This is a genomic window from Psychrobacter immobilis (assembly GCF_904846285.1).
GTDB lineage: Bacteria > Pseudomonadota > Gammaproteobacteria > Pseudomonadales > Moraxellaceae > Psychrobacter > Psychrobacter immobilis_D.
In genome coordinates, this window is the sequence record NZ_CAJHAD010000002.1 from 24,329 (window position 1) to 47,985 (window position 23,657).

The 23,657-nt window shown below is 42.1% G+C and carries 21 protein-coding genes and 1 pseudogene; 12 read left to right on the top strand and 10 right to left on the bottom strand.

Annotated features, from left to right (window positions below):
• Positions 1 to 49 precede the first annotated feature (49 nt).
• The 3 genes from JMX13_RS02095 to JMX13_RS02105 form a co-directional block, all read right to left on the bottom strand.
• Positions 50 to 967: a histone deacetylase gene (locus JMX13_RS02095; RefSeq protein ID WP_201609297.1), complete on the bottom strand. Its 918-nt coding sequence runs from the start codon at positions 965 to 967 to the stop codon at positions 50 to 52.
• A 124-nt stretch (positions 968 to 1,091) separates the two neighbouring features.
• The gene (locus JMX13_RS02100; RefSeq protein WP_201609299.1) at positions 1,092 to 2,072 is read right to left on the bottom strand and encodes a YbjN domain-containing protein; all 981 of its coding nucleotides are present in this window, start codon (positions 2,070 to 2,072) and stop codon (positions 1,092 to 1,094) included.
• Between the two features lie 67 nt (positions 2,073 to 2,139).
• A complete protein-coding gene (locus tag JMX13_RS02105) occupies positions 2,140 to 3,201 on the bottom strand; it encodes a hypothetical protein (protein ID WP_227686179.1) in 1,062 nt (353 codons plus the stop codon).
• Between the two features lie 133 nt (positions 3,202 to 3,334).
• On the opposite strand from JMX13_RS02105, the gene ccmA reads away from it, so the two are divergent.
• From ccmA to ccmE, 5 genes are all read left to right on the top strand, one after another.
• Positions 3,335 to 3,964, top strand: coding sequence for a heme ABC exporter ATP-binding protein CcmA (gene ccmA / locus JMX13_RS02110; RefSeq protein WP_201609303.1), 630 nt, complete (start codon positions 3,335 to 3,337; stop codon positions 3,962 to 3,964).
• A gap of 184 nt (positions 3,965 to 4,148) precedes the next feature.
• Entirely contained in the window at positions 4,149 to 4,805 is a 657-nt protein-coding gene (locus JMX13_RS02115) for a heme exporter protein CcmB (RefSeq protein WP_201609482.1), read from the top strand.
• 239 nt (positions 4,806 to 5,044) lie between these two features.
• Complete coding sequence (ccmC, locus tag JMX13_RS02120) at positions 5,045 to 5,833, top strand: heme ABC transporter permease CcmC (RefSeq protein WP_201609306.1); 789 nt, start codon at positions 5,045 to 5,047, stop codon at positions 5,831 to 5,833.
• A 59-nt stretch (positions 5,834 to 5,892) separates the two neighbouring features.
• Positions 5,893 to 6,105, top strand: a complete 213-nt coding sequence (ccmD, locus tag JMX13_RS02125; RefSeq protein ID WP_201609307.1) for a heme exporter protein CcmD — start codon at positions 5,893 to 5,895, stop codon at positions 6,103 to 6,105.
• Positions 6,106 to 6,355: 250 nt separating this feature from the next.
• On the top strand, positions 6,356 to 6,856 hold the full coding sequence (ccmE, locus tag JMX13_RS02130; protein WP_201544451.1) for a cytochrome c maturation protein CcmE: 501 nt from the start codon (positions 6,356 to 6,358) through the stop codon (positions 6,854 to 6,856).
• A 113-nt stretch (positions 6,857 to 6,969) separates the two neighbouring features.
• Here the strand turns inward: ccmE and JMX13_RS02135 are convergent, their stop codons facing one another.
• Positions 6,970 to 7,818 carry an aldo/keto reductase gene (locus tag JMX13_RS02135; protein WP_201609308.1) on the bottom strand — a complete coding sequence of 283 codons (849 nt, stop codon included), beginning with the start codon at positions 7,816 to 7,818 and terminating at the stop codon, positions 6,970 to 6,972.
• 500 nt (positions 7,819 to 8,318) lie between these two features.
• On the opposite strand from JMX13_RS02135, the gene JMX13_RS02140 reads away from it, so the two are divergent.
• Positions 8,319 to 9,551, top strand: coding sequence for an MFS transporter (locus JMX13_RS02140; RefSeq protein WP_265088385.1), 1,233 nt, complete (start codon positions 8,319 to 8,321; stop codon positions 9,549 to 9,551).
• Positions 9,552 to 9,639: 88 nt separating this feature from the next.
• Positions 9,640 to 10,896, top strand: coding sequence for an amidohydrolase family protein (locus JMX13_RS02145; RefSeq protein ID WP_201609309.1), 1,257 nt, complete (start codon positions 9,640 to 9,642; stop codon positions 10,894 to 10,896).
• Positions 10,897 to 11,041: 145 nt separating this feature from the next.
• Here the strand turns inward: JMX13_RS02145 and JMX13_RS02150 are convergent, their stop codons facing one another.
• From JMX13_RS02150 to JMX13_RS02175, 6 genes are all read right to left on the bottom strand, one after another.
• Entirely contained in the window at positions 11,042 to 12,025 is a 984-nt protein-coding gene (locus JMX13_RS02150) for a MetQ/NlpA family ABC transporter substrate-binding protein (protein WP_201609310.1), read from the bottom strand.
• Between the two features lie 266 nt (positions 12,026 to 12,291).
• On the bottom strand, positions 12,292 to 12,978 hold the full coding sequence (locus JMX13_RS02155; RefSeq protein ID WP_149488683.1) for a methionine ABC transporter permease: 687 nt from the start codon (positions 12,976 to 12,978) through the stop codon (positions 12,292 to 12,294).
• A 17-nt stretch (positions 12,979 to 12,995) separates the two neighbouring features.
• The gene (locus tag JMX13_RS02160) at positions 12,996 to 13,766 is read right to left on the bottom strand and encodes a methionine ABC transporter ATP-binding protein (protein ID WP_201565075.1); all 771 of its coding nucleotides are present in this window, start codon (positions 13,764 to 13,766) and stop codon (positions 12,996 to 12,998) included.
• Between the two features lie 388 nt (positions 13,767 to 14,154).
• Positions 14,155 to 16,287: a sensor histidine kinase gene (locus tag JMX13_RS02165; RefSeq protein ID WP_201609311.1), complete on the bottom strand. Its 2,133-nt coding sequence runs from the start codon at positions 16,285 to 16,287 to the stop codon at positions 14,155 to 14,157.
• Positions 16,288 to 16,379: 92 nt separating this feature from the next.
• A complete protein-coding gene (locus JMX13_RS02170; RefSeq protein WP_201544465.1) occupies positions 16,380 to 17,102 on the bottom strand; it encodes a response regulator transcription factor in 723 nt (240 codons plus the stop codon).
• A 251-nt stretch (positions 17,103 to 17,353) separates the two neighbouring features.
• On the bottom strand, positions 17,354 to 18,640 hold the full coding sequence (locus tag JMX13_RS02175) for an efflux RND transporter periplasmic adaptor subunit (RefSeq protein ID WP_201609312.1): 1,287 nt from the start codon (positions 18,638 to 18,640) through the stop codon (positions 17,354 to 17,356).
• 817 nt (positions 18,641 to 19,457) lie between these two features.
• Between JMX13_RS02175 and pilG the strand changes: the two genes are divergently transcribed.
• The 5 genes and pseudogenes from pilG to JMX13_RS02200 all read left to right on the top strand — a co-directional run bounded on the left by pilG (position 19,458) and on the right by JMX13_RS02200 (position 23,651).
• Positions 19,458 to 19,835: a twitching motility response regulator PilG gene (gene pilG / locus JMX13_RS02180; RefSeq protein ID WP_201609314.1), complete on the top strand. Its 378-nt coding sequence runs from the start codon at positions 19,458 to 19,460 to the stop codon at positions 19,833 to 19,835.
• Positions 19,836 to 19,947: 112 nt separating this feature from the next.
• Complete coding sequence (locus tag JMX13_RS02185; protein WP_201609315.1) at positions 19,948 to 20,310, top strand: response regulator; 363 nt, start codon at positions 19,948 to 19,950, stop codon at positions 20,308 to 20,310.
• Positions 20,311 to 20,313: 3 nt separating this feature from the next.
• Positions 20,314 to 20,844 (top strand): chemotaxis protein CheW, encoded by a 531-nt coding sequence (locus tag JMX13_RS02190; RefSeq protein WP_201609316.1) that lies wholly within the window; start codon positions 20,314 to 20,316, stop codon positions 20,842 to 20,844.
• Positions 20,845 to 21,443: 599 nt separating this feature from the next.
• Positions 21,444 to 22,448, top strand: a pseudogene (locus JMX13_RS02195) (methyl-accepting chemotaxis protein); the annotation flags it as partial.
• Between the two features lie 201 nt (positions 22,449 to 22,649).
• On the top strand, positions 22,650 to 23,651 hold the full coding sequence (locus JMX13_RS02200; RefSeq protein ID WP_201609318.1) for a CheR family methyltransferase: 1,002 nt from the start codon (positions 22,650 to 22,652) through the stop codon (positions 23,649 to 23,651).
• Positions 23,652 to 23,657: the final 6 nt, after the last annotated feature.

A 23,657-nucleotide genomic window follows, 5' to 3' on the forward strand; every position in this document is an offset into this window, starting at 1 on the left:
TCACTAACATTGTTATGTCATTTTTTCTTATCTTTCATTTCGCTACACGCTACTCATTCAATTCTGCAAAAAATAGCTGCTGTGCCAAGCGAAAAGTATTACAGTGCGCTTCAACCACATCTTCGATATCTTCTGAATAGCCGCCGCCCATGACGATAGCGACGGGAATATTGGCCGCTTTAGCTTGTTGCAAGACATACTCATCACGCGCCTTACAACCCTCTATCGTTAGACTAAGTTTACCCAATTTATCGGTTGCTAACACATCAACAGCGGACTGATAAAATATCATATCTGGCACGAATTCATGGATTAAGCGCGGCAGCGTAGCCTCTAATATCTTTAAATACTCAACATCACCCGTATCGTTATCCAATTCAATATCTAAGTCTGATAGTTGTTTGCGAAAAGGATAATTCTTAGCGCCATGCATACTAAAGACAAAAACGCGCGGCTCATCCGCCATAATACTAGCGTTGCCGTTACCTTGATGGACGTCTAAATCAACTATTAAGATTCTTTGTGCCTGTCCGCGATTTAACAATAAATTGCTGGCGATACAAACATCATTAAAAACACAAAATCCCTCGCCATGATCGGCAAAAGCATGATGAGTGCCGCCCGCGATATTCATCGCCACGCCATATTGCTGCGCGTATAACGCACATTCATAAGTGGCATGGGCAATATAACGCCCACGCTCTACCAATTCTGGTGTCATCTCAAAGCCAATGGCGCGCGCTTCTTTCCGTGGTAAGGTCTGGGTCTTAAGCTGCTGCCAATAGTCCGCTGTATGCGTGGTTAAGATTTCCTCTTCGCTTAGACGCTTTGGTGCAAAAAAATTCTCGCTAGTGATAGTACCTTGAGCTAGTAAGCGCTCAGGAATCATGGTGTATTTTTGCATGGGGAAGCGGTGTTTTTCAGGTACGGAATAACGAAAAATATCAGAGTAGGCAATTTTTAGCATAATATTGAAGCATATCTTTTTAAAAGTGATTTAAGGATAGAAGGATAGAGAGGTTTAAGTATTTTGAAAGTAAGGTATTGGTGAGAAAATGTAAGAGCGACAAATATCTAGCTTGCGCAATGGATTACTGAACAAATTGCGTGGGTAAGAAAAAGGTTCGAGCATCTTCTTGCTGATGTAGCGTCATCAGTAAGTCTGGCAATTCTGCAGCAGGGTTTTGATTATTGACCAAATCACTAAATATCTCGTAAGTCACCGTGGTCATGGCGATGACGCTTTGTAGTAAATGCTCAATGGTGTTTTCATCCATACCGACCGCTTCGACATCGATGGCGTTTTTGTAGCGTATCTCGCCATCATTGATGTCCATTTCAAGATTGCCAATCAGCATGTCGTAATTGATTTGGGTAATCAGTAACATCGCAGCGCTTTGATGGCTTTCGGGTATTAAGAACGGCAAAATACCATAGACTGCCAGTAGGTTGTTGTGTTCTTGCACGCGAAATAGGTAGCCGCAGTCGAGCTTTTTATTGCGCATTCTTAAAGACAAATAGTGTGATTGCTGGCTGTCATTATTGTCACTGCTTTTGGGTCGATAATGGTTATAATGCCATTGTTGCTCGTCGAAATACTGCTTAAGATAATTGATAATGGGGGTGTCATTCAGCTCATTTTGTTTCGCCATATTGTCAATGTCATTATCAAAATAAGCGTCAGTATCAGCGCTGCTATCTAACCGACTATCAAGATTGCTACTAAGGCTGCTATAAATGACGTCATCGAAACGGTTATCAAAGCTGTGGTTGACGTTATGGTTTAAATGATGACTTAAGTCAGGGTTAGAGCCGCTAACATCCGTATCATCGTGGTTATTATCCTTATCCTTATTCTTTTCAGTATCTTTAGGGCAATTTTCTACACTATCACCCTCATTTTCTGAAGGATGAGGGCTGTTTTTATCCTGTTTTGTTAGATTTAAATCTGAACCCAAATCCAAACCTAAGTCGTTAGCTATCTTCATATCATCAATAGCAGCCTGTTCAGCTGATACATTAAGCAGCTGTTTTATTCTTTGCCATAAGCTGAGTTTATAAGATTGGCTCATAGATAGTAGGCTAGCTAATAAAGGGTGGAAGTTTAAAAACTAAATAATAAACCGTACGCTAAAAAAATTAATCTGTGCTAAATACCAATCCTGCTTTAATACTCGGCTGGGCATAAAACGCTTGCAGCATCTCTGTTATATGCGCCGTAACCCATGAGCTTTCAAGGGCGTCAGTGACGACAGGTAGCAGGGCAGTACTCAATTTCGTCATTGCCTGCTCATCGATGTTTAAACTTGCCGCGATATTGGCCATGCTGTCGGCCTGATGGTTGATATACCAAGTATCGACACCGGCTGCCACAAGGCTATGCAAATAAGGTAATAGGCGCAGGCGGTTATAGCTTTGTTGGATGCTGTTTTCAATATGCTCAATACTGCTATCGTTAGGCTCATCACGTAAATAGGTTTGGATTTCGCTAATCGGCTTATCTTTGATACGCCCCCAACCCGTTACCAATAAGCGTGCAACCTCTTCATTGGATAAATGCGCTTGGGCATTGGCTTCTGCTCGGCGCGCCAAATCTTTAATATTACGATGCAGGTACGTCTGCAGTTTTTCATCAAGATTGCGATTGGTTGCTTTTTCAAACGAGCTACGTCCAAACTTCATGAGTTTACCGGCTGCCCCTGCTTTATCTAGCGTGGTTTCCATAAAATCATTGATAGCGTGATACAGCGTTTGCGTCAATAAATCAGCAAAGGTTTCATTGCCGACCAGCGTATGTACCAAGATATGACGTTGCTCTTCATGACTGCCGACATAACTGGCTAGAATCTCAACTTGGGTGTCATCAACCAATTCTGATAAAGGCACATTATCATTGACAGGATGATAAATAATAGTATGCAAAATATCACGAATATCGCGACGTACCACCTCGCTTAGCGGCTGTTTAAGAAACCAGTCATTAATAACATGCTGCAAATCATCACTACTGATATATTTACTCAGTGGCTGCTCGCTAAACCATTGCCAAGCCTGCATTGATAGCGGCTCTGCTTGTGAGTGCAGCCATTGCTGCATAAAGGTAACTTGCGCCTCGATTAAGCTGTTTAGAGTTAGCATGGGCGTATCTGATTTTTGAGCCAAGTTTTGATTCGGGTTTTGAATATCTTTTGAAGTCTTCATAGGTTTTGAGGTCATAGTAATTGACAATTTGTTATACTGTGTGGTTGAAGTAAGCATAAAGTATTATGCCACGAACATCAGCTGGGTTTGTGATGAATATTGCTTGCTGCTTAATAAATAATGAGAGGTTTGGATGACGGCTCTGAATACCGCTTTACTTGTGCTTGATGAGCTGACGGTTCAGCGTGGTGAAATCCCTTTATGTGAAGGGGTGACACTCAATTTGGCTGCTGGTAGCATTTGTCACTTGGTCGGCGCCAATGGTACCGGTAAGACGACGCTACTGATGCAGCTGGCTGGATTGTTACCAGTGCTGAGCGGTGAGATTGTTTATCAAGGCACAGTCAGTTTACCCGTGCAGCCTTTATATGTGTCGCATCAGTTAGGCATTCATCCGAATCTCACTGTCGCCCAAAACCTCACATTTTTGCTAAATTTATATGGTATTAGTCCAAGTAACGCTGATATTGATGATGCCCTTACTTGGGTGGGATTACAAGGGTTTGAGACCATCAGCTCAAGCCATTTATCTGCTGGGCAAACGCGTCGTATTACCCTTGCACGCTTGTATTTATTAACGCCGGACGTCACCCCTTTATGGTTACTTGATGAACCTTTTACCGCGCTTGATGTTGATATGGTAGCGCGAATGGAAGACAGATTGCGAGAATTTTCTATGGCTGGAGGTGCGATATTAATGACCAGTCACCAAGCCGTCGGCGTCGCCAATCAAGTGCTCGATTTGTCCGACTATATGGTATAAATGCTATCAATCTAACTGCCATAAGCATCAATCTAACTGCAACAAGCGTCAATATAAGTGCGACAAGCATTAGTGGAAGAGCGAATAAATGATAGACACAGACAGTGCAGTAAAGACCGTGAATACAAGCTCGAATGCTAACACTTCAAATGCTGGTGGAGCTGCTGTGCGCGCTATCAGTTTTATGCAGCTTTGGCGGCGCGAGTGGCAGGTCAAGCAGCAAGGGGCAGTACAGTGGTTATATCCTCTGGTATTGTTTTTAGTGATTATTACCTTATTTCCGTTAGCCGTTGGTAGCGAGCCTGCTTTATTACAACGCCTTGGAGTGTCAGCGGTGTGGATTGCAGCTCTATTGTCACTGGTGATGGGTGTCGATGGTTTATTTAAGCCTGCCCTTGATAATGGCACCTTGGCGCAATTGGTCGTCGCCAAAGCGTCACTGCCATTATGGGTACTGATTCGGTTGGTTATCCATTGGATTTTTAGTAGTGGTATTGTGGCCGTATTAAGTTTGCTTGCCGTGCCTTTATTTCAGCTTAGCTGGTTCGAGGCATGGATTTTGATGGCGTCTATTGTCACTGGCAGTCCGATGCTGCTCATGTTGTCAGCGGTCGCCAGTAGTTTAACGTTATCACTGAAAAATGGCGCGGTGTTGGTGCCTTTGATTGCCTTACCAATGCAGTTGCCGGTATTGATTTTTGCTACCGGTGCGGTTGATTTGTTTGCTACAGGTCTTAACGGTCTGCCTATATTAGCGTTGCTGCTGGCAGGTAGTATTATTTCGGTGTTGGTGATGCCATGGGTGATTTCAATGACGTTAAAAATGTCTTGGTTAAATTAAAAAATCACGCAGTATTGTATCGTGTATCCATTTTATTCAGTATCGACTATATATATTCCCTCATTAAAACCCTTTAGATTAACAGCATGGTGAAAACTGGCAACTTTGCTATAATAGTCTATTAAACAAACAGTCACGTGTAGATTCTATCCAGCGTTTAACGCCAGAAAGTCAGCGGGTAGTCGTATGAATCCTGCGTTTTACTCGATAATCACCAGCTGCGTAATAGGTTTATTCCCATGCCCAACCTGAATAATGTCTCATCTCCTAGCCTGTGGCAACGCATCTGGCAAGTTTTCTTGACCACGGTGGGTACCAAGGAGTTCTTTCGTATCTTTGCGCCTTGGGTTAAGTGGCTGGCGATATTAGCCGGTCTCTGTTTGCTCATCGGTAGCATTTGGGGCTTGGCATTTGCGCCGCCTGATTATCTGCAAGGTAATAGCTATCGTATTATCTTTATTCACGTACCCGCTGCCAGTCTTGCTATCTCCATTTATTTTGCTTTAGCCGTACTCGGCGTGATTTATATGGTATGGAAAATTAAGACGGCGAGCCTTGTGGCGCAGGCGCTGGCTCCGATTGGTTTTTTGCTTTGTGTCATTAGTCTATTAACAGGTTCTATTTGGGCAAAACCGACGTGGGGCACTTATTGGGTTTGGGATGCACGCTTGACATCTATGCTCATTTTGGCGTTTTTGTATGCGGGCGTGATGGCATTGTTTGCCGCCTTTGAACATACCGCCAACCGTGGTAAAGCTGCTGCTATTTTGTCCATCGTTGGTGCTGTCAATTTGCCTATTATCAAGTACTCAGTACAGTGGTGGAATACCTTGCACCAAGGCTCGACCTTTACGCTGACTGCGGCACCAAAAATGTCGGCGGATATGTGGATGCCCCTACTATTGATGATTATTGGCAGCTATTTATTGGTGGCGACGTTGGCCATTTATCGTACCAATACCCTGATTTTATATCGCGACCAAGGTAAAGCGTGGGTAAAAGAATACGTTCGTGCGCAAAACAAATAACCTCATAACAAGATAATAATACAGCCATGAGCAAAACAAATAACGGCTAGGAAAACATAATGCAGCCTTACTTTTATAGCGTCTCTGAGTTTATCGCCATGGGTGAGCATGGTGTGTTTGTCTGGTCATGCTGGGCAATTACGGTCGGCATGATGCTGATCTTTATTATTTATAGTCGCCGTCAACGGCAAGCGCTTATCAAGCAGCTAGCAATTCAGCAATCGCGTCAGGCACAGCGCGCTGCTAAGACTTCTAATCCTGCGACCAAATAATCCTCTTAAAAAATCCTTTTTAATATCAAAATTTTAGCTTTTAAAATAATAACGTCTTACTTGCAAATATATGACCTCATCAGTTGCTAGGGGGCTTATTGATTTGAGCAAAAAATGCTACCATATAGGTATTAGAAAAGTACGGTTGGACGGGCTTTTTATCAAGTCAGTCTAATAAGCATTTCTTTAATATTTTCTGTTTTGCAGACGCACAGTTTGTAAAGCAGCGACTCATCAATGAGGTAGTAGTATGAACGCAGTTCGTCGCAAAAAACTGATGTGGGTTATGTTTACGCTTGCAGGGGCGGCGATTGCCGTGGTGTTGGTGATTTATGCCATTGGGCAACAGACCGATTACTACTTTGACGCTACCGCCATTGCGAAGGGTGAAGCGCCACAAGACAAGCGTATCCGTGCTGGCGGTATGGTGGTTGCTGGTAGTGTCCAACGTGCGCCAAATGACCCTTTAAGTATTGAATTTGCTATTACCGACTTTCAGTCCACAGTACCAGTTACTTATCAAGGCATCTTGCCAGATTTGTTCGCTGAAAACTCAGGTGTGGTTGCAACCGGCAAAATGCAAGGCGATACCTTTGTCGCAGGTGAAGTATTGGCCAAGCATGATGAAAATTATATGCCACCAGAAGTTGCCAAATCGATGAAAGAAAACAATCGTAGCAGCGCGGTCCCTTCTTCTGAGCAATATAACCCCGCTGAAAAAGTTCATAAGACCAATACCTTGCAGCAGTAATAGCGCTGGCAATAATAATTATCAATAGTTATCGTAAAAAGCGTCAAATATAAAAAGCCAGTGACTTTTATCACTGGCTTTTTTGTTGCTAGTATTAAAATAAGTATGGTTTATTAATCATCCCATTCTGGTGAATAATCCGGATGCTTAATTTTACGCCCGTCGCTACGCGCTAAGCTGCCAATTTTCTCAAGTTCATCTGCACTAAGCTCTATCTTTATAGCATCTAAGTTGCCTTGCAAGTGTTCAGGGTTAGCTGTTTTTGGAATTGCAATACGATGCTTATCCGATAAAATCCACGCCAGCGATACTTGCGCTGGAGTGATACTGTGTTTATCAGCGATTTCCTTAATCACTTCATTATCAAACACATCACCGCGGGCAAGCGGCGAATACGCTTCCAATAAAATATGGTGATTGTTTAAAAAGGTCTGCAAGGTTTTTTGCTTAATAAAAGGGTGAAACTCAACCTGATTGACAGCAATATGTACATCAGCATAGCGCTTGGCTTCGATGATATTGGCAATATTAAAGTTAGATACCCCGATATTACGGGTTAAACCTTGTTTTTGTAGCTCACAAAGCGCCGGCATAGTCTCAGATAATGGCACACGATCATCAGGCCAATGTAGCAGCAGCAAGTCAACGTAATCGGTATCTAAGTTTGCTAACGAACGCTTGGCAGCAGCAATAAGCTTTTCTGGCTCAAACTTCATGTCATCAGGGAATATTTTGGTCGTTAAAAAGAACTTATCACGAGCGACGCCTGATTGCTTAATACCTTTTCCCACCTCTTTTTCATTATCATAAGCTTGGGCAGTATCAATATGCTCGTAACCCATTTTTAATCCTTGGCTGACGACATCGATACAGTCTTGGCCCGTTGATTGCCACGTGCCCAATCCTAGTACTGGAATGTTGGCTTGTCCAGCGGTGCGAATATTATAAGTTTTAGCACGCATATTATTATCCTTGTTGTTTTTGTGATTTATTAATAGCTCTTATATTATTAATAGAGAATTCAATCAGAAATATGATGTTCTTAAACTCTATTAAGCCTCAGTCTCTATTAAGACTCCTTCTCTATTAAGCTTAGCCACTATAAAAAGAAAATACGTTGATTGAAAGAGCAGGTGACGCTTTCCTACAAACCACAAACAGGCTGTAACGTCATTTTATAGTTATTAAAGCCCCTAATAGGTCATTCGAGTATGTTACCAAAAATAGGCATTGCTGAAATTACAAAACCTTACTATAGTAAGGGGTATATATAAAAGTGGCGTAATGCTAGAGTATAACCAGACAAATGACAAATTTATTTATCCATTTACAGATATATAGATTCTTATCGACGCAGCCATCAATAAAGTGGATCTAGCAATAAAGTAATGATTAGCTCAGTAACGGTAAACAAAGTTAAGTTGCACAATCTTCTAGCAATTTCATTCAATTAGGAGAGGATGTGTCCAATCTTTCAAAGGCAAGTGCTGTACAAGACAGTCACTTAAAGAACGGTGAAGATAGTCAGCATCAAAACCCTATTTCGTGGTTTATCTTTGGTTTGATGGCAAGCGTGACCTTTATTGGTATTCTCTCAGAGCTGATGCCATCTGGTATTTTGCCGCAAATGACCGCTGGCTTAGGTATTGAGCAGACTCAGGTAGGGTTTTTGGTCGGTATATACGCGCTGGCATCAGCGATTTTTGCCATTCCGCTTATTAGTATGACGTTGTGGGTCAATCGAAAAATTCTTTTGATGGCTTTATTGGCAGGCTTTGCCATTTCTAATATTGTTGTCGGTCTTACCTCATCTTATGCGCTTATCGTCACCATGCGTATCATTGGCGGTATTTGTGCAGGGATTATGTGGCCGATGATTGCCGCCTATGGGACGGCATTGGTGCCAGAAAACCTGCATGGTAAGGCTATCACTATCATTATGGCGGGCAATACCTTTGGGGTAAGTCTGGGTCTACCGATTATGACCTATATTGGCACCCAAGTTGGCTGGCGTACCTCATTTATCGTACTTGGTGTATTGGGTGCGGTGATTGCACTGCTGGCTATGAAGTTTTTACCATCGGTACAAGGCGAAAAGCTGACCCAAAGTAACTCGCCAATAGCGGTGCTCAAAATACCTAGCGTCTGGATTGTTTTAGCACTGACTTTTTTAGCAGTCGTCGCCCATTACAGCACCTACACCTATATCACGCTATTGGTCGAAACCATTAAGTTCGTTGGCGGTATCAGCTTAGCGCTATTTATCTTTGGGATAGGTTCGGTCATCTCGGTCATCTTATCGGCCAAGATTATTGACACCCATTTACGGGGTTTAATCGTTGGGATGTTAGCTTGCGGCGTGATTGCTATGTTGTTGTTCGTCTTCTTCAGGGGAACGAATGGTTTTGCGCATTTTGCTTTTTTACTGTGGGGACTGGCATTCGGACCTCTGGTAACTATGTTTCAAACGGCTGTTAGCCATCAGGTGACGGAAGCAAAAGCTGTCGCGACCTCGGTACAATCGAGCGTATTTAACTTTTCAATTATGATTGCCACATGGCTTGCCGGTTTGATTTTGGTGCATATGCCAGAAACAGGTGTCTTGGGTATCATCTATCTGTCTATTCTGTGTTTCGTGCCTGCCATTATTATTACGGTAATCTCTAAGAAAACCTTAGATGCACCTGCTGTCTAATGGATGTTAATAATCTAATAGCACTTAATAACTCAGCTTTAATCAACAATTTTAAATAACTAACTTTTAGCAATAATAGGAGTTTGTCATGATTAAATTTACCAATGCCACTATCTATCGCAATAGCGATGCTAATGAAATACTCGTCAAAGACGGTGTCATTCATCAAATAGGTAAGGGTTTACCGGCTTCTACAGAAGAGATTGACCTGAAAGGTCGGTTGGTTGTACCGCCTTATGTAGACTCGCATCTGCATTTAGATTATGTCTATACCGGCGGCGGTGATGAGGCGAAAAATGCTTCAGGTACACTATTTGAAGGGATTGCGCGCTGGCACGATGTCAAAAAAACGCAATCTTTTGAAGATGCCAAAGCGCGGATGCTAAGAGGCATTCAGGAAGAGGTTTCTAAAGGCGTGCAGTACATTCGTACCCACATCGATATCTGCGACCCTGATTTAACAGGGCTCAAAGCAATGCTTGAGCTGCGCGAAGAGTTAAAAGACAACGTTACCATTCAGATTGTGGCCTTTCCGCAAGAAGGCATGTATGCCTATAAAGGCGCTGTCGAGTTGATGGAGGAAGCGTTAAAAATGGGCGCGGACTGTGTTGGCGGTATTCCGCATTTTGAATGGGCATATGAATTCGGTCAAGATTCTGTGCGTAAGACGGTTGAATTAGCCCTTAAATATGACAAGCTCATCGACGTCCACTGTGACGAAACTGATGATCCGATGAGCCGTCACGTACAATTATTAAATGCCTTGGTGATGATTGAAGGTATCGGCGCGCGCTCGACGGCGAGTCATACTTGTTCCTTTGGCTCAGCAGATGATGCTTATGCATTTCGGATGATGGGGCTATTTGAGCAGTCAGGCATGAACTTTATCGCCTTGCCAACCGAAAATGCTTACTTGCAAGGTCGTCAGGACACTTATCCAAAACGCCGTGGTTTGACGCGGGTCAAAGAGTTTTGGGAAAATGGTATTAACGTCAGCTTTGGTCAAGACTCTATTAACGATCCGTGGTATCCAACTGGTAACGGCAATATGATGAATATCTTGGATAACGGTATTCATTTGGCGCAAACTATGTCGCTGCCGCAGCTTGACGTCTGTCTCGACTTTATCACCATAAATGGCGCAAAGACCTTAAATATCGAAGATGAATACGGTTTGGATGTTGGTAAGCCAGCTAACTTTTTGGTATTGGACGCCGATAGTCCGTTTGAGGCGGTCCGTCAACGCGCTGACGTGCTCGCTTCTGTTCGTCATGGTAAATATTTATTTAAAAAGTCTGAACCAAGCTATGATATCGAATTGGATGTTTTTAGAAAAACCAAGTAGTCTTATTTACCAAAAATAGAGAAAGAATAAATAGCAACCAGCTAAAATATTAACGAAAAAGCCCATTATTAAATAATGGGCTTTTTCTATTTAATTTTTAAGATACTTTATTGGCATAAACTATCTTAAATCATGAGGCAAGCAATTACTGAGCAGCAGCTTCTGTAACAGGAGCAGTAGCTGTTGTAGAAGCAGTCGCAGGGGCAGCAGCGGTATCATTACCCCAGATTTTTGGGTATTTGTAACCTGGGAAGCTATCATGCGCATACTTTTTAAAGGCTTCTGAGTTATAAGCGTTGGTCACGTCTTTTACCCATTTCTTGTCTTTATCAGCAGTTTTGATCGCTGACCAGTTGACATAAGCAAAGCTTGGCTCTTGGAATAGCGCTTCAGTCAGCTTGATACCGGCATCAGTTGCATAGTTACCATTGATGATAGCAAAGTCAACTTCATCACGCGCACGTGGTAGCTGGGCAGCTTCTAGCTCAACGATTTTGATGTCGTATTTGCTGTTATCGGCGATATCGGTTTTTGAGGCGGTCAATGGGTCGATATTGTCTTTTAACGTAATCCAACCTAGCTCATTCATCATCACTAACGCACGCGCAAAGTTACTTGGGTCATTAGGCGCAGAAACGCTCATGCCTTTGTAGACCTCATCGATTTTAGTCTTTTTGCCTGAATAGATGCCAAGTGGGGCTGTTGGTACTTGGAAGGCTTCAACCAAATCAAGGTTATTTTCTTTTTTGAAGGTATCAAGATAAGGCTTATGCTGGAAGATGTTGATGTCTAAATCACCATCAGCCAAGGCGATGTTTGGACGTACATAATCGGTAAATGTGACGAGCTCAACTTCATAACCTTGTGCTTCTAACGAGCCTTTTACTTGGTTACGTACCATATCGGCAAAGTCACCTTCGGTGGTGCCGATGACAATTTTGCTATGCTCAGGGTCGATATCGCTGGTCGCGGCTGTTTCTGTGGTCGTTGTTTCCGTTGCGCCTTCAGTGACTGGCTCTTTGTTGGCTTCTGGCGCTGATGAGTTGTTGCAACCGACCAATACAAGACCTGATACGCCAACCGCAGCAAATGCTGTGGCTACTTGACGGCTGATATCTGTTAATTTCATGAAACTTCCTTAATAAGGGATGGGAATAGTGGATTGAGTATCAACATTTAAAACCCGCATTAAAAAAGCAACATTATGAATAGTAATGCTGCTAAGTTAACGGTTGTTAAGATAATATCAAAATTAAAGGGAATCAGTTACAAAGTCAAGCATTTGCTTAGGATGAATCGGCATTAAAGCTTGAGCATTATTCATATCAAACGTTTAATATGCGTGCTTTAAGAGCCAATGACTAATACTGTTTATAGTCAATTTATAAGTGAAATTTAGCGCTTATCCAAACGCATGGCTATCCAATTACCTGAGGCCTGAATCCCGATAACCATAATCGACAGCATGACGACAATAAATACCATCACCTCAGTTTGATAGCGATAATAGCCATAACGAATCGCCAAATCACCCAGACCGCCACCACCAATCATACCAGCAGCTGCCGAAAACGATAGTAAGCTGATACATAAAATAGTGACCGACAATACCAAGCCAGACCGCGCTTCGTTAAGCAGTACTTTGATAATGGTAAAAGGACGGGCGCCCATCGATTCAGTTGCTTCGATAATACCACGTGGCACTTCACGCAGGTTTTGTTCAACCAAGCGCGCAAAGTAAAAGGAACCCGCAATCGCCAATACCAAAGAGGCGGCAATCGGTCCAATACCGGTGCCAACGATGGCTTTGGTAAAAGGGCTCATGGCAATCATCAAAATCACAAATGGGAAGGCGCGCATAAAGTTGGTAATCGCACCAAGCACACCGTATAGCGTCTTGTTTTGCAAAAACTGCCGATCACTAGATAAAAATAAGAAAACCCCAAACAAACCGCCGATCACGATGGCGACCGTCGTTGAGATACCAAGCATAATAAAGGTATCTACAAACGCCTGCCAAATCTCTTTGCGCAGCGCGAGCAGTTTGTCTATCGAGGCGGATAATTCAGCACCAGTTAACATGTCTATTCTCCTACCTCTTAGTCTTCGTGAACCAAGCCTTTGCCAATCGTTGTGGTGGCCTGAATCAGACCGTCGCGAATATCGGCAACCTCAAGCAATTGCCCTTGATGTAACAACGCTGCGCGGTCGCATAACCTGCGAATCACGCTCATTTCATGCGTGACAATGACGATGGTGACGCCAAGCTGTTCATTAATATCGCGTAGACAAGTCAATAAGCTGCGCGTGGTCGCAGGGTCAAGCGCACTGGTCGGCTCATCCGCCAATAATACTTTTGGGCTTGGCGCAATGGCGCGCGCGATACCGACACGCTGTTTTTGTCCCCCTGATAACTGCGCGGGATAATGCCCAGCACGGTCGATCAAGTCGACGATTTCTAAGCAGTCCATCACCCGCTTATGGATATCGGCGCTCGGATAACCTGCCACCGTTAAGTTAAAGGCGACATTATCAAAGACCGTACGATTGGACATCAGATTAAATTGCTGAAAAATCATGCCGATATTATGGCGGGCGATACGTAAATCACTAGCGGATAAGGTGGTCAAATCCGTACCATCGACGATGACTTGACCGGAATCTGGACGCTCAAGCAAATTAATCAGGCGTAAGAGGGTAGATTTACCCGCACCCGAATAGCCCATCAAGCCAAATATCTCGCCTTGCTGCACAGTTAAGGACGTCGGCTCGACAGCAGTAAACCAATGTGGCTTGCCGTCTTTATCTTTTATAGACCGGTCGCTTAGAAAACTTTTGGTCACATCGTTTAAGACAATCATGTCACTCATGGAGGGCTCAAAATTCAATAAATATTTTAATGGTTGTGAAGCGGTTGTAAGCTCTTTTGGGTGTTTGAGCGTAAATTAAAATCAACATTCAATAACCCTATAATAAGGGGCGCTAATATAGCATATTCTGCAGTGTTTTGGATATGGACATCCATGACTAAAGGATAATCTTAGCTTGCACGTTATTGAGTAACCAAGCAATCGAGATAGGTAGAGTATAAATTTACCGTGATTTCAAACTAACTTATATGAAATAAAGAAGAGTTATGACAGATGCATGGACATTGGAATGTATTTTCGATCATCATTGTTAGCCGTAAGTTTTTGCCACCGACCTTGTCAATACTGAGTTTTTTAAGACTAAGCGTGTTAATGATTAATTATAGTGTTAATCACGGCTGTCATGATGATAATGAGGATCGTGCTTGACGGGTAGTACCACTAAAAATCGTGTGTGACCATTAATAGTGTCGGTGAGGATACGCCCTTGATGAGCTGTCACAATCTGGGCAACCAACGATAAGCCAAGCCCTGAGCCTTTATTCTTTTGCTGTAGACGTACGAAAGGACTAAAGACTTCCTCACGTTTGTTTTCAGGGATACCTTCGCCTTCATCAATCACTGCCATTACGGCATATTTTGGTAGTGGGCGGGTTGGTTCAGGTTTTGCTTTCTTTAGATGCTTACTAAACAAGCCTTCTTTACGTGGTGTATTTGCTGTCTCGCCATTATCTTTGGCGTTCTCTTTATTATTGCCCTTAGAGTCATCTTTCTCAACACTATTATTTTTACCGGTGTTTTCTGCGTTTTTATTAATAGCATTGTCTTCAATACTGAGAAGTGATATCTCCTGATTTTCAGGAACCGCACGCCAAATAACTTTTTTGATTTTATCGGTTAAATCGCTCGTTAAGCGTTGGTAATTAGATATTAACGATGGCTCGAAAATGGTTTCGGCTTCATCGGCGCTCTTCAAATCATTGTTTATGGCGCTGCTTATATCACTGGCTATATTACTAGGTACGTCAACAACTTCTGATGACTGTAATTTATCAGTACTTACGCTATTATCGTCATCACTATCAACATTGTCATCAATCTCAGTATCAGCAATGATGTTTTCACCATTTTTATAAATAGCAGGGGCGGGTAATAACGCTACTTCCGTTGCCTCTACTGGCATTGGCTTAGATTTTTTGTCATTAACGTCAATAGAATCGTCATTGGTAATAGCGTTTTCTACATTCTCAAGCTGGTTGACGTTTTGGGTTATTTCCTCATAAGAATCAAAGTCTGAGCTGTTATAATCGACAAAACTGCTGCACAGTATGGTTTGCAGTAGGAAGTCAGGGATGTCATTGGCTTCATCCAAGGTTTGTACGCCGTAAAGTAATACGGTGACAGGCGGCTTACCATGCAGCATGGCATTGGTCAGCAGGTTGCGAATTAAATGAGTGAGCATGGATGATTGCCCATCAATGACGATGTGCTCACCAATTAAGGTCGTTTCAGAATAATGCTGCCGTTCTTGATTGACCAAATCATATAAGTCCAGTTGCTCAACTTGCTGTAGGGCGTGACCGGCGTCTAAACGGCTAACGAGCAAAATACTTTCGACCAAATCATTCAATCCAGACAAATCACGATTGATCGCTTGCGCACGCTTATCAAATTTTTCTTTGGTATCACTCGGCAATGCTCCAGCCAGCATATCCATCATCTCTATCTGCAAACGGATACGGGTGATAGGTGTGCGTAGCTCGTGCGAGGCGTGCGCCAATAGCAGATTATTAGCATTGATAAGATGTTCGATTTTTTGTGCTGCTTGGTTAAAACCGCGGGCGAGTGATGCAATCTCATCATTACCGCGGGCATTGACGCGCACGCTAAAGTCGCCATCACCAAGTTCAGCCATCTGCTGACTCATTTGATTGATACGCCAAGTAATAGTACGCGCAATCCACCAAAGCACACCTGCCATAATAATGAGCAGCAATAAAGTACCAGTAAATAAGTTTAATGCTGCGGAAAGTACAGGTTTCTTAGGTGGTAGGCGTGATTCATATAATAGCGTATAGCCCGTACTACTATAAACTTGGGCTTGCTTGGTTGGAGAGGTTTCAGCAAATGATGGAAAAACGCGTGCTAATAGAGAGGGCGGCGCAGGCAGTTCTAACGGCAAATCGCTGTTATCACTTTGCATCAGTAAATGACCGTCGCTGTCATACAAACCCATCTTTGCTTGCAACGATTCATCAAAAATATCAAAGCTTTTTTTGACTACCGCCAACATAAAGCGTGCTTGTAGTCGGTTGTCATTACTAACGGCGATATTTAATTCGTGCAAGAAGGGGTCGATTTGACCCAATATTTGCGTGGCTAAAATTTCTGAACGAATACCAGCATCTTTATCATGAACCAACTGGGTCAATAAAACCATCGCTACCGCAAATAAGATAAGTGCCAGCATGACACTGGCAAATAGCTTGGCAAAAACAGAACGAAAACCCAGCTGTTGCATCAAATCATCTCTATTATCAAACGCTCATAACCACTTTATTGGTTTTACTGCAACTATCGCTTAGCCTAATGCCGTTTGATTTTATCTAGCAATTAAACTTGATCGGTGGCAAATTGATAACCGACACCGCGTACAGTAATGATACGTTTTGGCTGACGTGGATTGTCTTCAATCAGCGCACGCAAACGCGAAATATGCACGTCAATGGCGCGATCAATATTGTCTGAGCTGTCATCGTTTGGCATCGCTTGCCACAATTGCTCGCGGTTTAGTACTTTACCAGAATGGGTGGCAAAATAATGCAGCAATTGAAACTGATGCGTCGTTAGACGGACTGGTTGATCATCGATAGTGACTTCGTGGCTGTCAGGAAAGACGCTTAAACGACCAAAAGTCAGGCTGTCCGATTGACTGTCTGCTTGATTTGGCTGCTCATGACGACGAATAACGGCACGAATACGAGCCAGTAATTCACGCGGCTCAAACGGCTTCGAGATATAATCATCGGCGCCCATCTCTAAACCGAGTACACGGTCAGTGGTATCGCCTTTTGCCGTTAGCATAATAATCGGCACTTTATTGGTCATATTGTTCTTGTTGCCACGTATTTTTTGGCAAACTTGCATCCCATCCATATCAGGAAGCATCAAATCTAAGACAACCAAATCGATATCACGCTCTTTGGCGTCCAATAACTCAAGACCTTCTTGACCCAATCCAGCATGGTGTACATCGTAATAATTCATGGTCAGATAATCACTGATTAACTCGGCTAAATCTGGATCATCTTCAATTAACAAAATCTGCTTACTCATAATTTTTCCTCTAGTTGTTGTTATAGTTTGTTTAAAATGGCTCTAAAAATACTGCTCTAAAAGTAATTCTGTATAAATTGCTTTTCTATAAATTCTGCCTTTATAAATTTGCTCTTATAAAGAAGCACGCCCTTAATTTTTAATCAATGCTGAATCACTGCTAGCATACGCTATATTGCCTAAACAGGATGTTATTAAACAAGACATGCTTTGTTAATGTTTCTACACAATGTAACTACTGGCTTTGGCATTTATGACACCACCGCTTTTTTGCCTTCAGATTCAACCGGTAAATTTGCCAAACAAATCAAACTGTCATTGGTAATACCCGCGATTAAATACTGCTCGGTCAATGGGTCATATTCGATGACTTCAACAGGTTGGTGCGTCAAACGTTGGTCTTGTTTGATAATCCAGACGTTGGCGATCAAAGGGCGCAGTGGTTTATAAGGGGGTTTGTGTAGCACGGTTAGGTCAACATCATGAAGTGCGCGCTTAGGAACAATAGTCCCGACCTCTATTTGTCCGTAGTCAACCCGTCCTGTCACCTTCATATCGGGCCGTATTTGGTGGCGGCTGACTTCATTATCAACCACATTGACATAAACCAATAGCTGCTTTGGTTGCGCAGTGGCGGTCAGCTTACTAACCTGTCCAGTAAATTCATCTATCAAGCCTTCTGCAGTAAAGTTGACCGTTTGCCCGACAGAGATTTGCGATTCAGCCTCAATGGGCAGGGTTGCGATAAAATGCAGTTCCGTCTCATCACTGAGATTTAATAAAGGCTGGCGAGCTTCTATTTTTTGCTCATTTTTAATATAGAGCTTTTCTACACGACCCGAAAAACTTGCCCGTACCGTAATCAAGCTATATGATTGCTCTGATTTTTTAAGCACTTGAGTATTATTTGGTTTATCATTGCTAGCTATGTGGTTAGTTTGTGGATTTGTCTTATTATTATTTGCTGCTATTTTTACCTCAGCTTGCATATTATCCATAACGCTATCATTTGCTGACGTTTTGGCTTTATCAATGGCAGTTTGCTTAGAGTTAATATCAGCGTTGTTATTATCTTCTATAGTAGGTTTTGGATTTGTAGAGGCTGCTTCATTAGTCGGCTGTTGAGAGGCGCTTGTTGGTGTAATAGACGTTGCTAGACGTCGAACCGTAAATAACGGCGCCCCTTTTTCTACCCATTGGTTTTTCTTTACCAATACTTGTTCGACAGTCAGGTCCTGCACAGCAAGCAAATTTACCTTTTTAATAGGTTCAATATGTCCTTCTAACCCAAGGCTTGGCTGATAACGGGTTGGTTTGACACTTAAGATATGATCCCGAGTCATCGTGATGCTATCAGCGCGTATCAAAAGTGGCGTATTAAATGCTTCGCTATTTTCGGCCGTGACCGGCTCAGAGGTAGGCGGGGAAGGCTGACAGGCGACAATGAGTAAAGCGCTTAAAAGATAGCCGCTCTTTTTTAGAGGGTTAGAAGCTAAAAATATAGCGTTTAAGCCTTTTGTACCCGCAGAACCTATCATACCAATCACCTTTATCAACGAATTTTTATTATATAGTGAAACTTGCTGCGGTGAAATAATTACGCTGCCTTTTGTAATTTGAATTTTCTAAGTTAAATATAGCACTGCTAGAAAACGACAAGGATATAAGATATAAATAAGAAGAATATCGCTAGAGTGATGAATTTACACCAATTTATTTGAACATAAATTCATTAAATGACTGGAAAAGACACTATAACTGTGCTAAAAGGAACATAACAAAATATATTGATACATTTTTATGACAAAAGAAAATTATTCGGTAAGGTACATGCTATTTCTATATAATGTTTGAGATATAGCAAAACTAAGTCCTGTAGCTATCAATCGTTTGATTAAAGCCATGCCGTATTAGATGAAGTCAGCTTCTACTTAATTATATATCAATAACAAAGATGATTTTTTAGTTCAGTAGGGTTTGAGTCAATGACTAACTAGTATCGTTACTCATTGCTGCTATCGCTATCATAACAGCCTAAAAGCACCTAAAATACTGCGCAATTCGCTAAGATAATTTATCATAAAGTGCGTATAGTGACGGATGGTAATGCCCTAGTAAATAGGCAGATGCTGATGGTGAAAATCTAGCTATTATGATCGATCCGGATACAGAATTTGCTGTTAATCTTTAGATGAAACAAGCTGATTGATAAATTGAGATAAGCGCTTACATATTTTTATTGAAAGCCTATGTATTGAGAGCTTTTTCTCAATAGATTAGATTGATGGCTTGTGATAATTAGTTTGTAATGATAGATAGCGCCATGAATAAATAGTCGTTAATAGGATAGAGATAATGGAAAATAATTTTGAAGGTTTAAAAGTAATGGTGATTGATGACTCAAAAACCATTCGCCGTACCGCAGAAACCTTGTTGCAAAAAGCTGGCTGTGAAGTGGTCACTGCGATTGATGGTTTTGATGCTTTGGCTAAGATTGTCGATCATAATCCAGATATCATTTTTGTGGATATCATGATGCCACGTCTAGATGGTTATCAAACTTGTGCATTGATCAAAAACAATCCAGATTATTCTAGCAAGCCGGTAATTATGTTGTCGTCGAAAGACGGTTTGTTTGATAAAGCCCGTGGCCGTATTGTCGGTTCTGATGAGTATTTGACCAAACCCTTTAGTAAAGATGAGCTTTTCGAGGCGATTAACCAATATCGTTAAGCGTAGAAATAGAAGTAAATTTGTAAAAAGATATTGTCAAAGCAACTTATTTTAATCGTTTCGTCTCAACAATATATCCTAATGGATATCATCGAAAATAAAGGAAACACCTATGACTACTGTTTTAGTCATTGACGACTCACCATCTGAGATGGCGAAATTTCGCGACATGCTTTCTAAAAATAACTATCAAGTATTAGAAGCAACAAATGGTGAGCAAGGCTGTCAGATGGCCGTTGATCATCTACCAGATGTCATCTTGATGGACGTAGTGATGCCTGAAATGAACGGTTTTCAGGCAACTCGTAAGATTACACGTGGTAAAACGACCGCTCATATTCCTATTATTATGATTAGTACCAAAAATCAAGAAACGGATCGAGTATGGGGTAAGCGTCAAGGTGCTAAAGAATATATTACCAAACCGATTGATGAAAGTGGTCTGGTCCAGATAATTCGTAAAGTAATGGGGTAGCTTGTGGCATCCAAAGGATTTATTGAGCTGCTGCGCATAGCAGACTTAGCCCGCGCGCGCAAAAGTGGTCGCCGCGGCGGCAAAGAGTTTGATTGGCAAGGGGTCGTATTTGAGATCGGTGGTCAGCGTTTAGTAGCGCCAATGGGCCAAGTATCAGAAATATTGACTATGCCAGAATATACCAGCTTGCCCTTAGTAAAGCCTTGGATGCTTGGTATCGCCAATATTCGTGGGCGCTTGTTACCTTTAACCGATTTGTCGCGGTTTTTACAAGTACCTAGTCAGTTATCGCAAATGGCACAACGTAAAGTCATTGTTATTGACCATGACAATATGTTTTCAGGATTGCTGGTAGACAAGGTGCTAGGTATTGAGCAGTTTACGCAAGATCAATACCGTCCAGAAGCGCTTGAGTCTAGCTCACCATTTGCACCTTATAATCATGGTAAATTTTTTAAAGATGAGCAGGATTGGTATGTGTTTATGCCAAGTTTATTGGCACAGGATCTGCAATATACCGATGCCGCAATATAATAGTTTTTAGTACCTAACTGTTTTTGCTACCTAATTTTTTTAAAAAATATCTTTTTTTAGTAAATATATAAACTTTAACAAACATCCATTTTAATCATCGGCTTGTTTGTTAAAAGGCTGATAGAAGAAAGCAACAAAGGCTGGCATGATTCGATGATATGTCAGCATTCATACAGGCTTTGCGAATCACTGTTGTTTTGATGACAATATGATTTCAGAGTCAGTCACGATAAGACTTTGACGATTGTTTGAAAGGAATAGGCACGATGAGTGATGTTATAAACAACCCTGTAGCTAGTACGAATAAAACAACGACAGATGCTAATAGTAAATGGAAGCTGTTATTAGGGCTTTGTGCTTTAGTGAGCGTGGCTTGTCTGTTTTGGCTGGTCAATTCCTTGTCATCGGTCAGTCAATATTTAGCCAATTTTAATCAATCAGTCATATTACCGGTGATTGTCTTTGTTGTAGGTGTGCTGGGCATTTTATTTGCTTTATACCAATTACTAAAACAACGAGGCGGCTCAGAACGTTTACTGATTGAAAAAGAGACTTTGCGTCGTCGCCAAGAAGCGGAAGCAGAATCTGAGCGTGCGCGCCAAATTCAAGAAGAGAATGAGCGTAACCAGATTGCAATTTTGCGTCTATTGGATGAGTTGGGCGATTTAGCAGATGGTGATTTGACGGTGAATGCAACCGTATCAGAAGATTTTACCGGCGCGATTGCTGACTCTGTTAACTTCGCAATTGACCAATTACGCCAACTGGTACTGGTTATTAACAGCACGGCTGATCGCGTATCGCAGTCTTCAGAGCAAACGCAGATGAATGCGGTTGAGCTTGCTGAAGCATCGGAGCACCAAGCACAAGAAATTGCTGGGGTATCAGCTGCTATTAATGAGATGACGGTATCAATTGACCAAGTTTCAAACAACGCCTCAGAATCGGCAACGGTTGCACAGCGTTCAGTTGCCATTGCTTATAACGGTGCAGAAGTTGTACAGCGCTCAATTGAAGGTATGAACGTTATTCGTGATCAGATTCAAGAGACGTCAAAACGTATCAAACGCTTGGGCGAATCTTCGCAAGAGATTGGTGATATCGTTGGTCTGATTAACGATATTGCTGACCAAACCAACGTTTTGGCATTGAACGCGGCGATTCAGGCATCGATGGCAGGGGAAGCGGGTCGAGGCTTTGCGGTTGTTGCGGACGAAGTTCAGCGTCTAGCTGAGCGTTCAGCAAATGCGACTAAGCAGATTGAAACCTTAGTAAAAACCATTCAAGCAGATACCAGTGAAGCGGTCATGTCGATGGAATCAACGACTTCTGAGGTGGTACGTGGTGCCCGTTTGGCAAAAGATGCCGGTGAAGCACTAGAAGAGGTGCAAACTGTTTCTAATACTTTGGCAGACCTGATTCAAAACATCTCCAACGCGGCTATGCAACAGGCAGAGTCTGCAGGTCATATTTCGCATACGATGAATATCATTCAAGATATTACCTCGCAAACCTCATCAGGTTCGATGGCGACAGCTCGCTCTATTGGTGAGCTCAGTGAAATGGCGGCTGCACTACAAGAGTCGGTAACAGGCTTCAAGATTTCTAATGATGACGAGCAGTTGGAACAAGAACAGAATGACGATGAGTATGTAGATATTGATGAAAGAGTCTCAGATAGCATTTAAAAGCAATTTTCTATGTAATTAACCGCTCTTAATTTATGATTTTTATATTGAAATGTTAACCAAATAGTTGCTCTAGTCGTTATCTTACTTAGGGCAACTCTATTAATAGCAGGTCACATGAATAATCATATTAAAAAATTCAGTCCTATCCTTCATAAAGCTGACGCTCTAGCAGCAGAGGCTTTAAAAGATAATGCTGCTTTTGATACCGAGCAATGGCAACGTTATATAGAGCAAGAGATTGGCTTCATATTACCGAATGTCCAGCGTAGATGGTTGATCAATGCCATCACGCAAACAGCAGTAGATTATGGTTTGACTATCATACAGCTGTGGAATCAGTTGCCCATTAATTTTGAGCTGCGTCAGCAATTATTGGATAAAGTGCTGATTCATGAAAGTCGCTTTTTTCGCCATCAACCTTCTATCGAGTTTGTCACTGATTATGCTTTGCAGTATCAGAGGCAGCAGCTAATTGATGATAGTGTCAGTAGTCATACTGCTACAGGACTTGCTAATATTAGCGATGATATCCGCGCTGATGAGTCGTTTCGTATTTGGAGCGTCGGCTGTGCTAGCGGGCAAGAAACTTGGTCGCTGGCAATGAGTTTGGCTGCAAAGCAGCTGACCAATTACAGCATATTAGGTACTGATGTCAGTGAGCAGGCATTAAAAAAAGCCCGCTTAGGGCAGTATGAACAAAAGCAGCGAGATTTAATTCCCTCACAATGTCAGCAGTTTATCCAACCATTGCATCCAGTAAGCGGGGTTGAAAAATTATATTTTTCTCCTGTGGCTACTAAAAAAACGATGGAAAACAGTGCTCTTACAAACTGGCAGGTGATGCCAGCTTTAAAACAGCATGTGCGCTTTGCTTTGCACAACATTATTGATAAAACCCCACCAACGCCGCATTTACAACAAGTGGTTGTCTGCCAAAATATGCTCCTCTATTTTCGTAAGTTTGATCAGCGCGATATTTTGGCACGGCTATCAGAACAGTGTGCGCTAGGTGGTTATATTATATTGGCTCCAGGTGAGGCGTTATTTTGGCGTCCTTCAAACATGCGCCGTATTGCGCACCCACAGATTAATGCGTGGCAAAAAATCAGTGCCTAAATTAAC

Excerpts from the sequence above, each read along its gene's own strand:
- JMX13_RS02095 (WP_201609297.1), bottom strand. The coding sequence starts at position 967 with ATGCTAAAAATTGCCTACTCTGATATTTTTCGTTATTCCGTACCTGAA.
- JMX13_RS02100 (WP_201609299.1), bottom strand. The coding sequence starts at position 2,072 with ATGAGCCAATCTTATAAACTCAGCTTATGGCAAAGAATAAAACAGCTG.
- JMX13_RS02105 (WP_227686179.1), bottom strand. The coding sequence starts at position 3,201 with ATGAAGACTTCAAAAGATATTCAAAACCCGAATCAAAACTTGGCTCAA.
- ccmA (WP_201609303.1), top strand. The coding sequence starts at position 3,335 with ATGACGGCTCTGAATACCGCTTTACTTGTGCTTGATGAGCTGACGGTT.
- JMX13_RS02115 (WP_201609482.1), top strand. The coding sequence starts at position 4,149 with ATGCAGCTTTGGCGGCGCGAGTGGCAGGTCAAGCAGCAAGGGGCAGTA.
- ccmC (WP_201609306.1), top strand. The coding sequence starts at position 5,045 with ATGCCCAACCTGAATAATGTCTCATCTCCTAGCCTGTGGCAACGCATC.
- ccmD (WP_201609307.1), top strand. The coding sequence starts at position 5,893 with ATGCAGCCTTACTTTTATAGCGTCTCTGAGTTTATCGCCATGGGTGAG.
- ccmE (WP_201544451.1), top strand. The coding sequence starts at position 6,356 with ATGAACGCAGTTCGTCGCAAAAAACTGATGTGGGTTATGTTTACGCTT.
- JMX13_RS02135 (WP_201609308.1), bottom strand. The coding sequence starts at position 7,818 with ATGCGTGCTAAAACTTATAATATTCGCACCGCTGGACAAGCCAACATT.
- JMX13_RS02145 (WP_201609309.1), top strand. The coding sequence starts at position 9,640 with ATGATTAAATTTACCAATGCCACTATCTATCGCAATAGCGATGCTAAT.
- JMX13_RS02150 (WP_201609310.1), bottom strand. The coding sequence starts at position 12,025 with ATGAAATTAACAGATATCAGCCGTCAAGTAGCCACAGCATTTGCTGCG.
- JMX13_RS02155 (WP_149488683.1), bottom strand. The coding sequence starts at position 12,978 with ATGTTAACTGGTGCTGAATTATCCGCCTCGATAGACAAACTGCTCGCG.
- JMX13_RS02160 (WP_201565075.1), bottom strand. The coding sequence starts at position 13,766 with ATGAGTGACATGATTGTCTTAAACGATGTGACCAAAAGTTTTCTAAGC.
- JMX13_RS02165 (WP_201609311.1), bottom strand. The coding sequence starts at position 16,287 with ATGCAACAGCTGGGTTTTCGTTCTGTTTTTGCCAAGCTATTTGCCAGT.
- JMX13_RS02170 (WP_201544465.1), bottom strand. The coding sequence starts at position 17,102 with ATGAGTAAGCAGATTTTGTTAATTGAAGATGATCCAGATTTAGCCGAG.
- JMX13_RS02175 (WP_201609312.1), bottom strand. The coding sequence starts at position 18,640 with ATGATAGGTTCTGCGGGTACAAAAGGCTTAAACGCTATATTTTTAGCT.
- pilG (WP_201609314.1), top strand. The coding sequence starts at position 19,458 with ATGGAAAATAATTTTGAAGGTTTAAAAGTAATGGTGATTGATGACTCA.
- JMX13_RS02185 (WP_201609315.1), top strand. The coding sequence starts at position 19,948 with ATGACTACTGTTTTAGTCATTGACGACTCACCATCTGAGATGGCGAAA.
- JMX13_RS02200 (WP_201609318.1), top strand. The coding sequence starts at position 22,650 with ATGAATAATCATATTAAAAAATTCAGTCCTATCCTTCATAAAGCTGAC.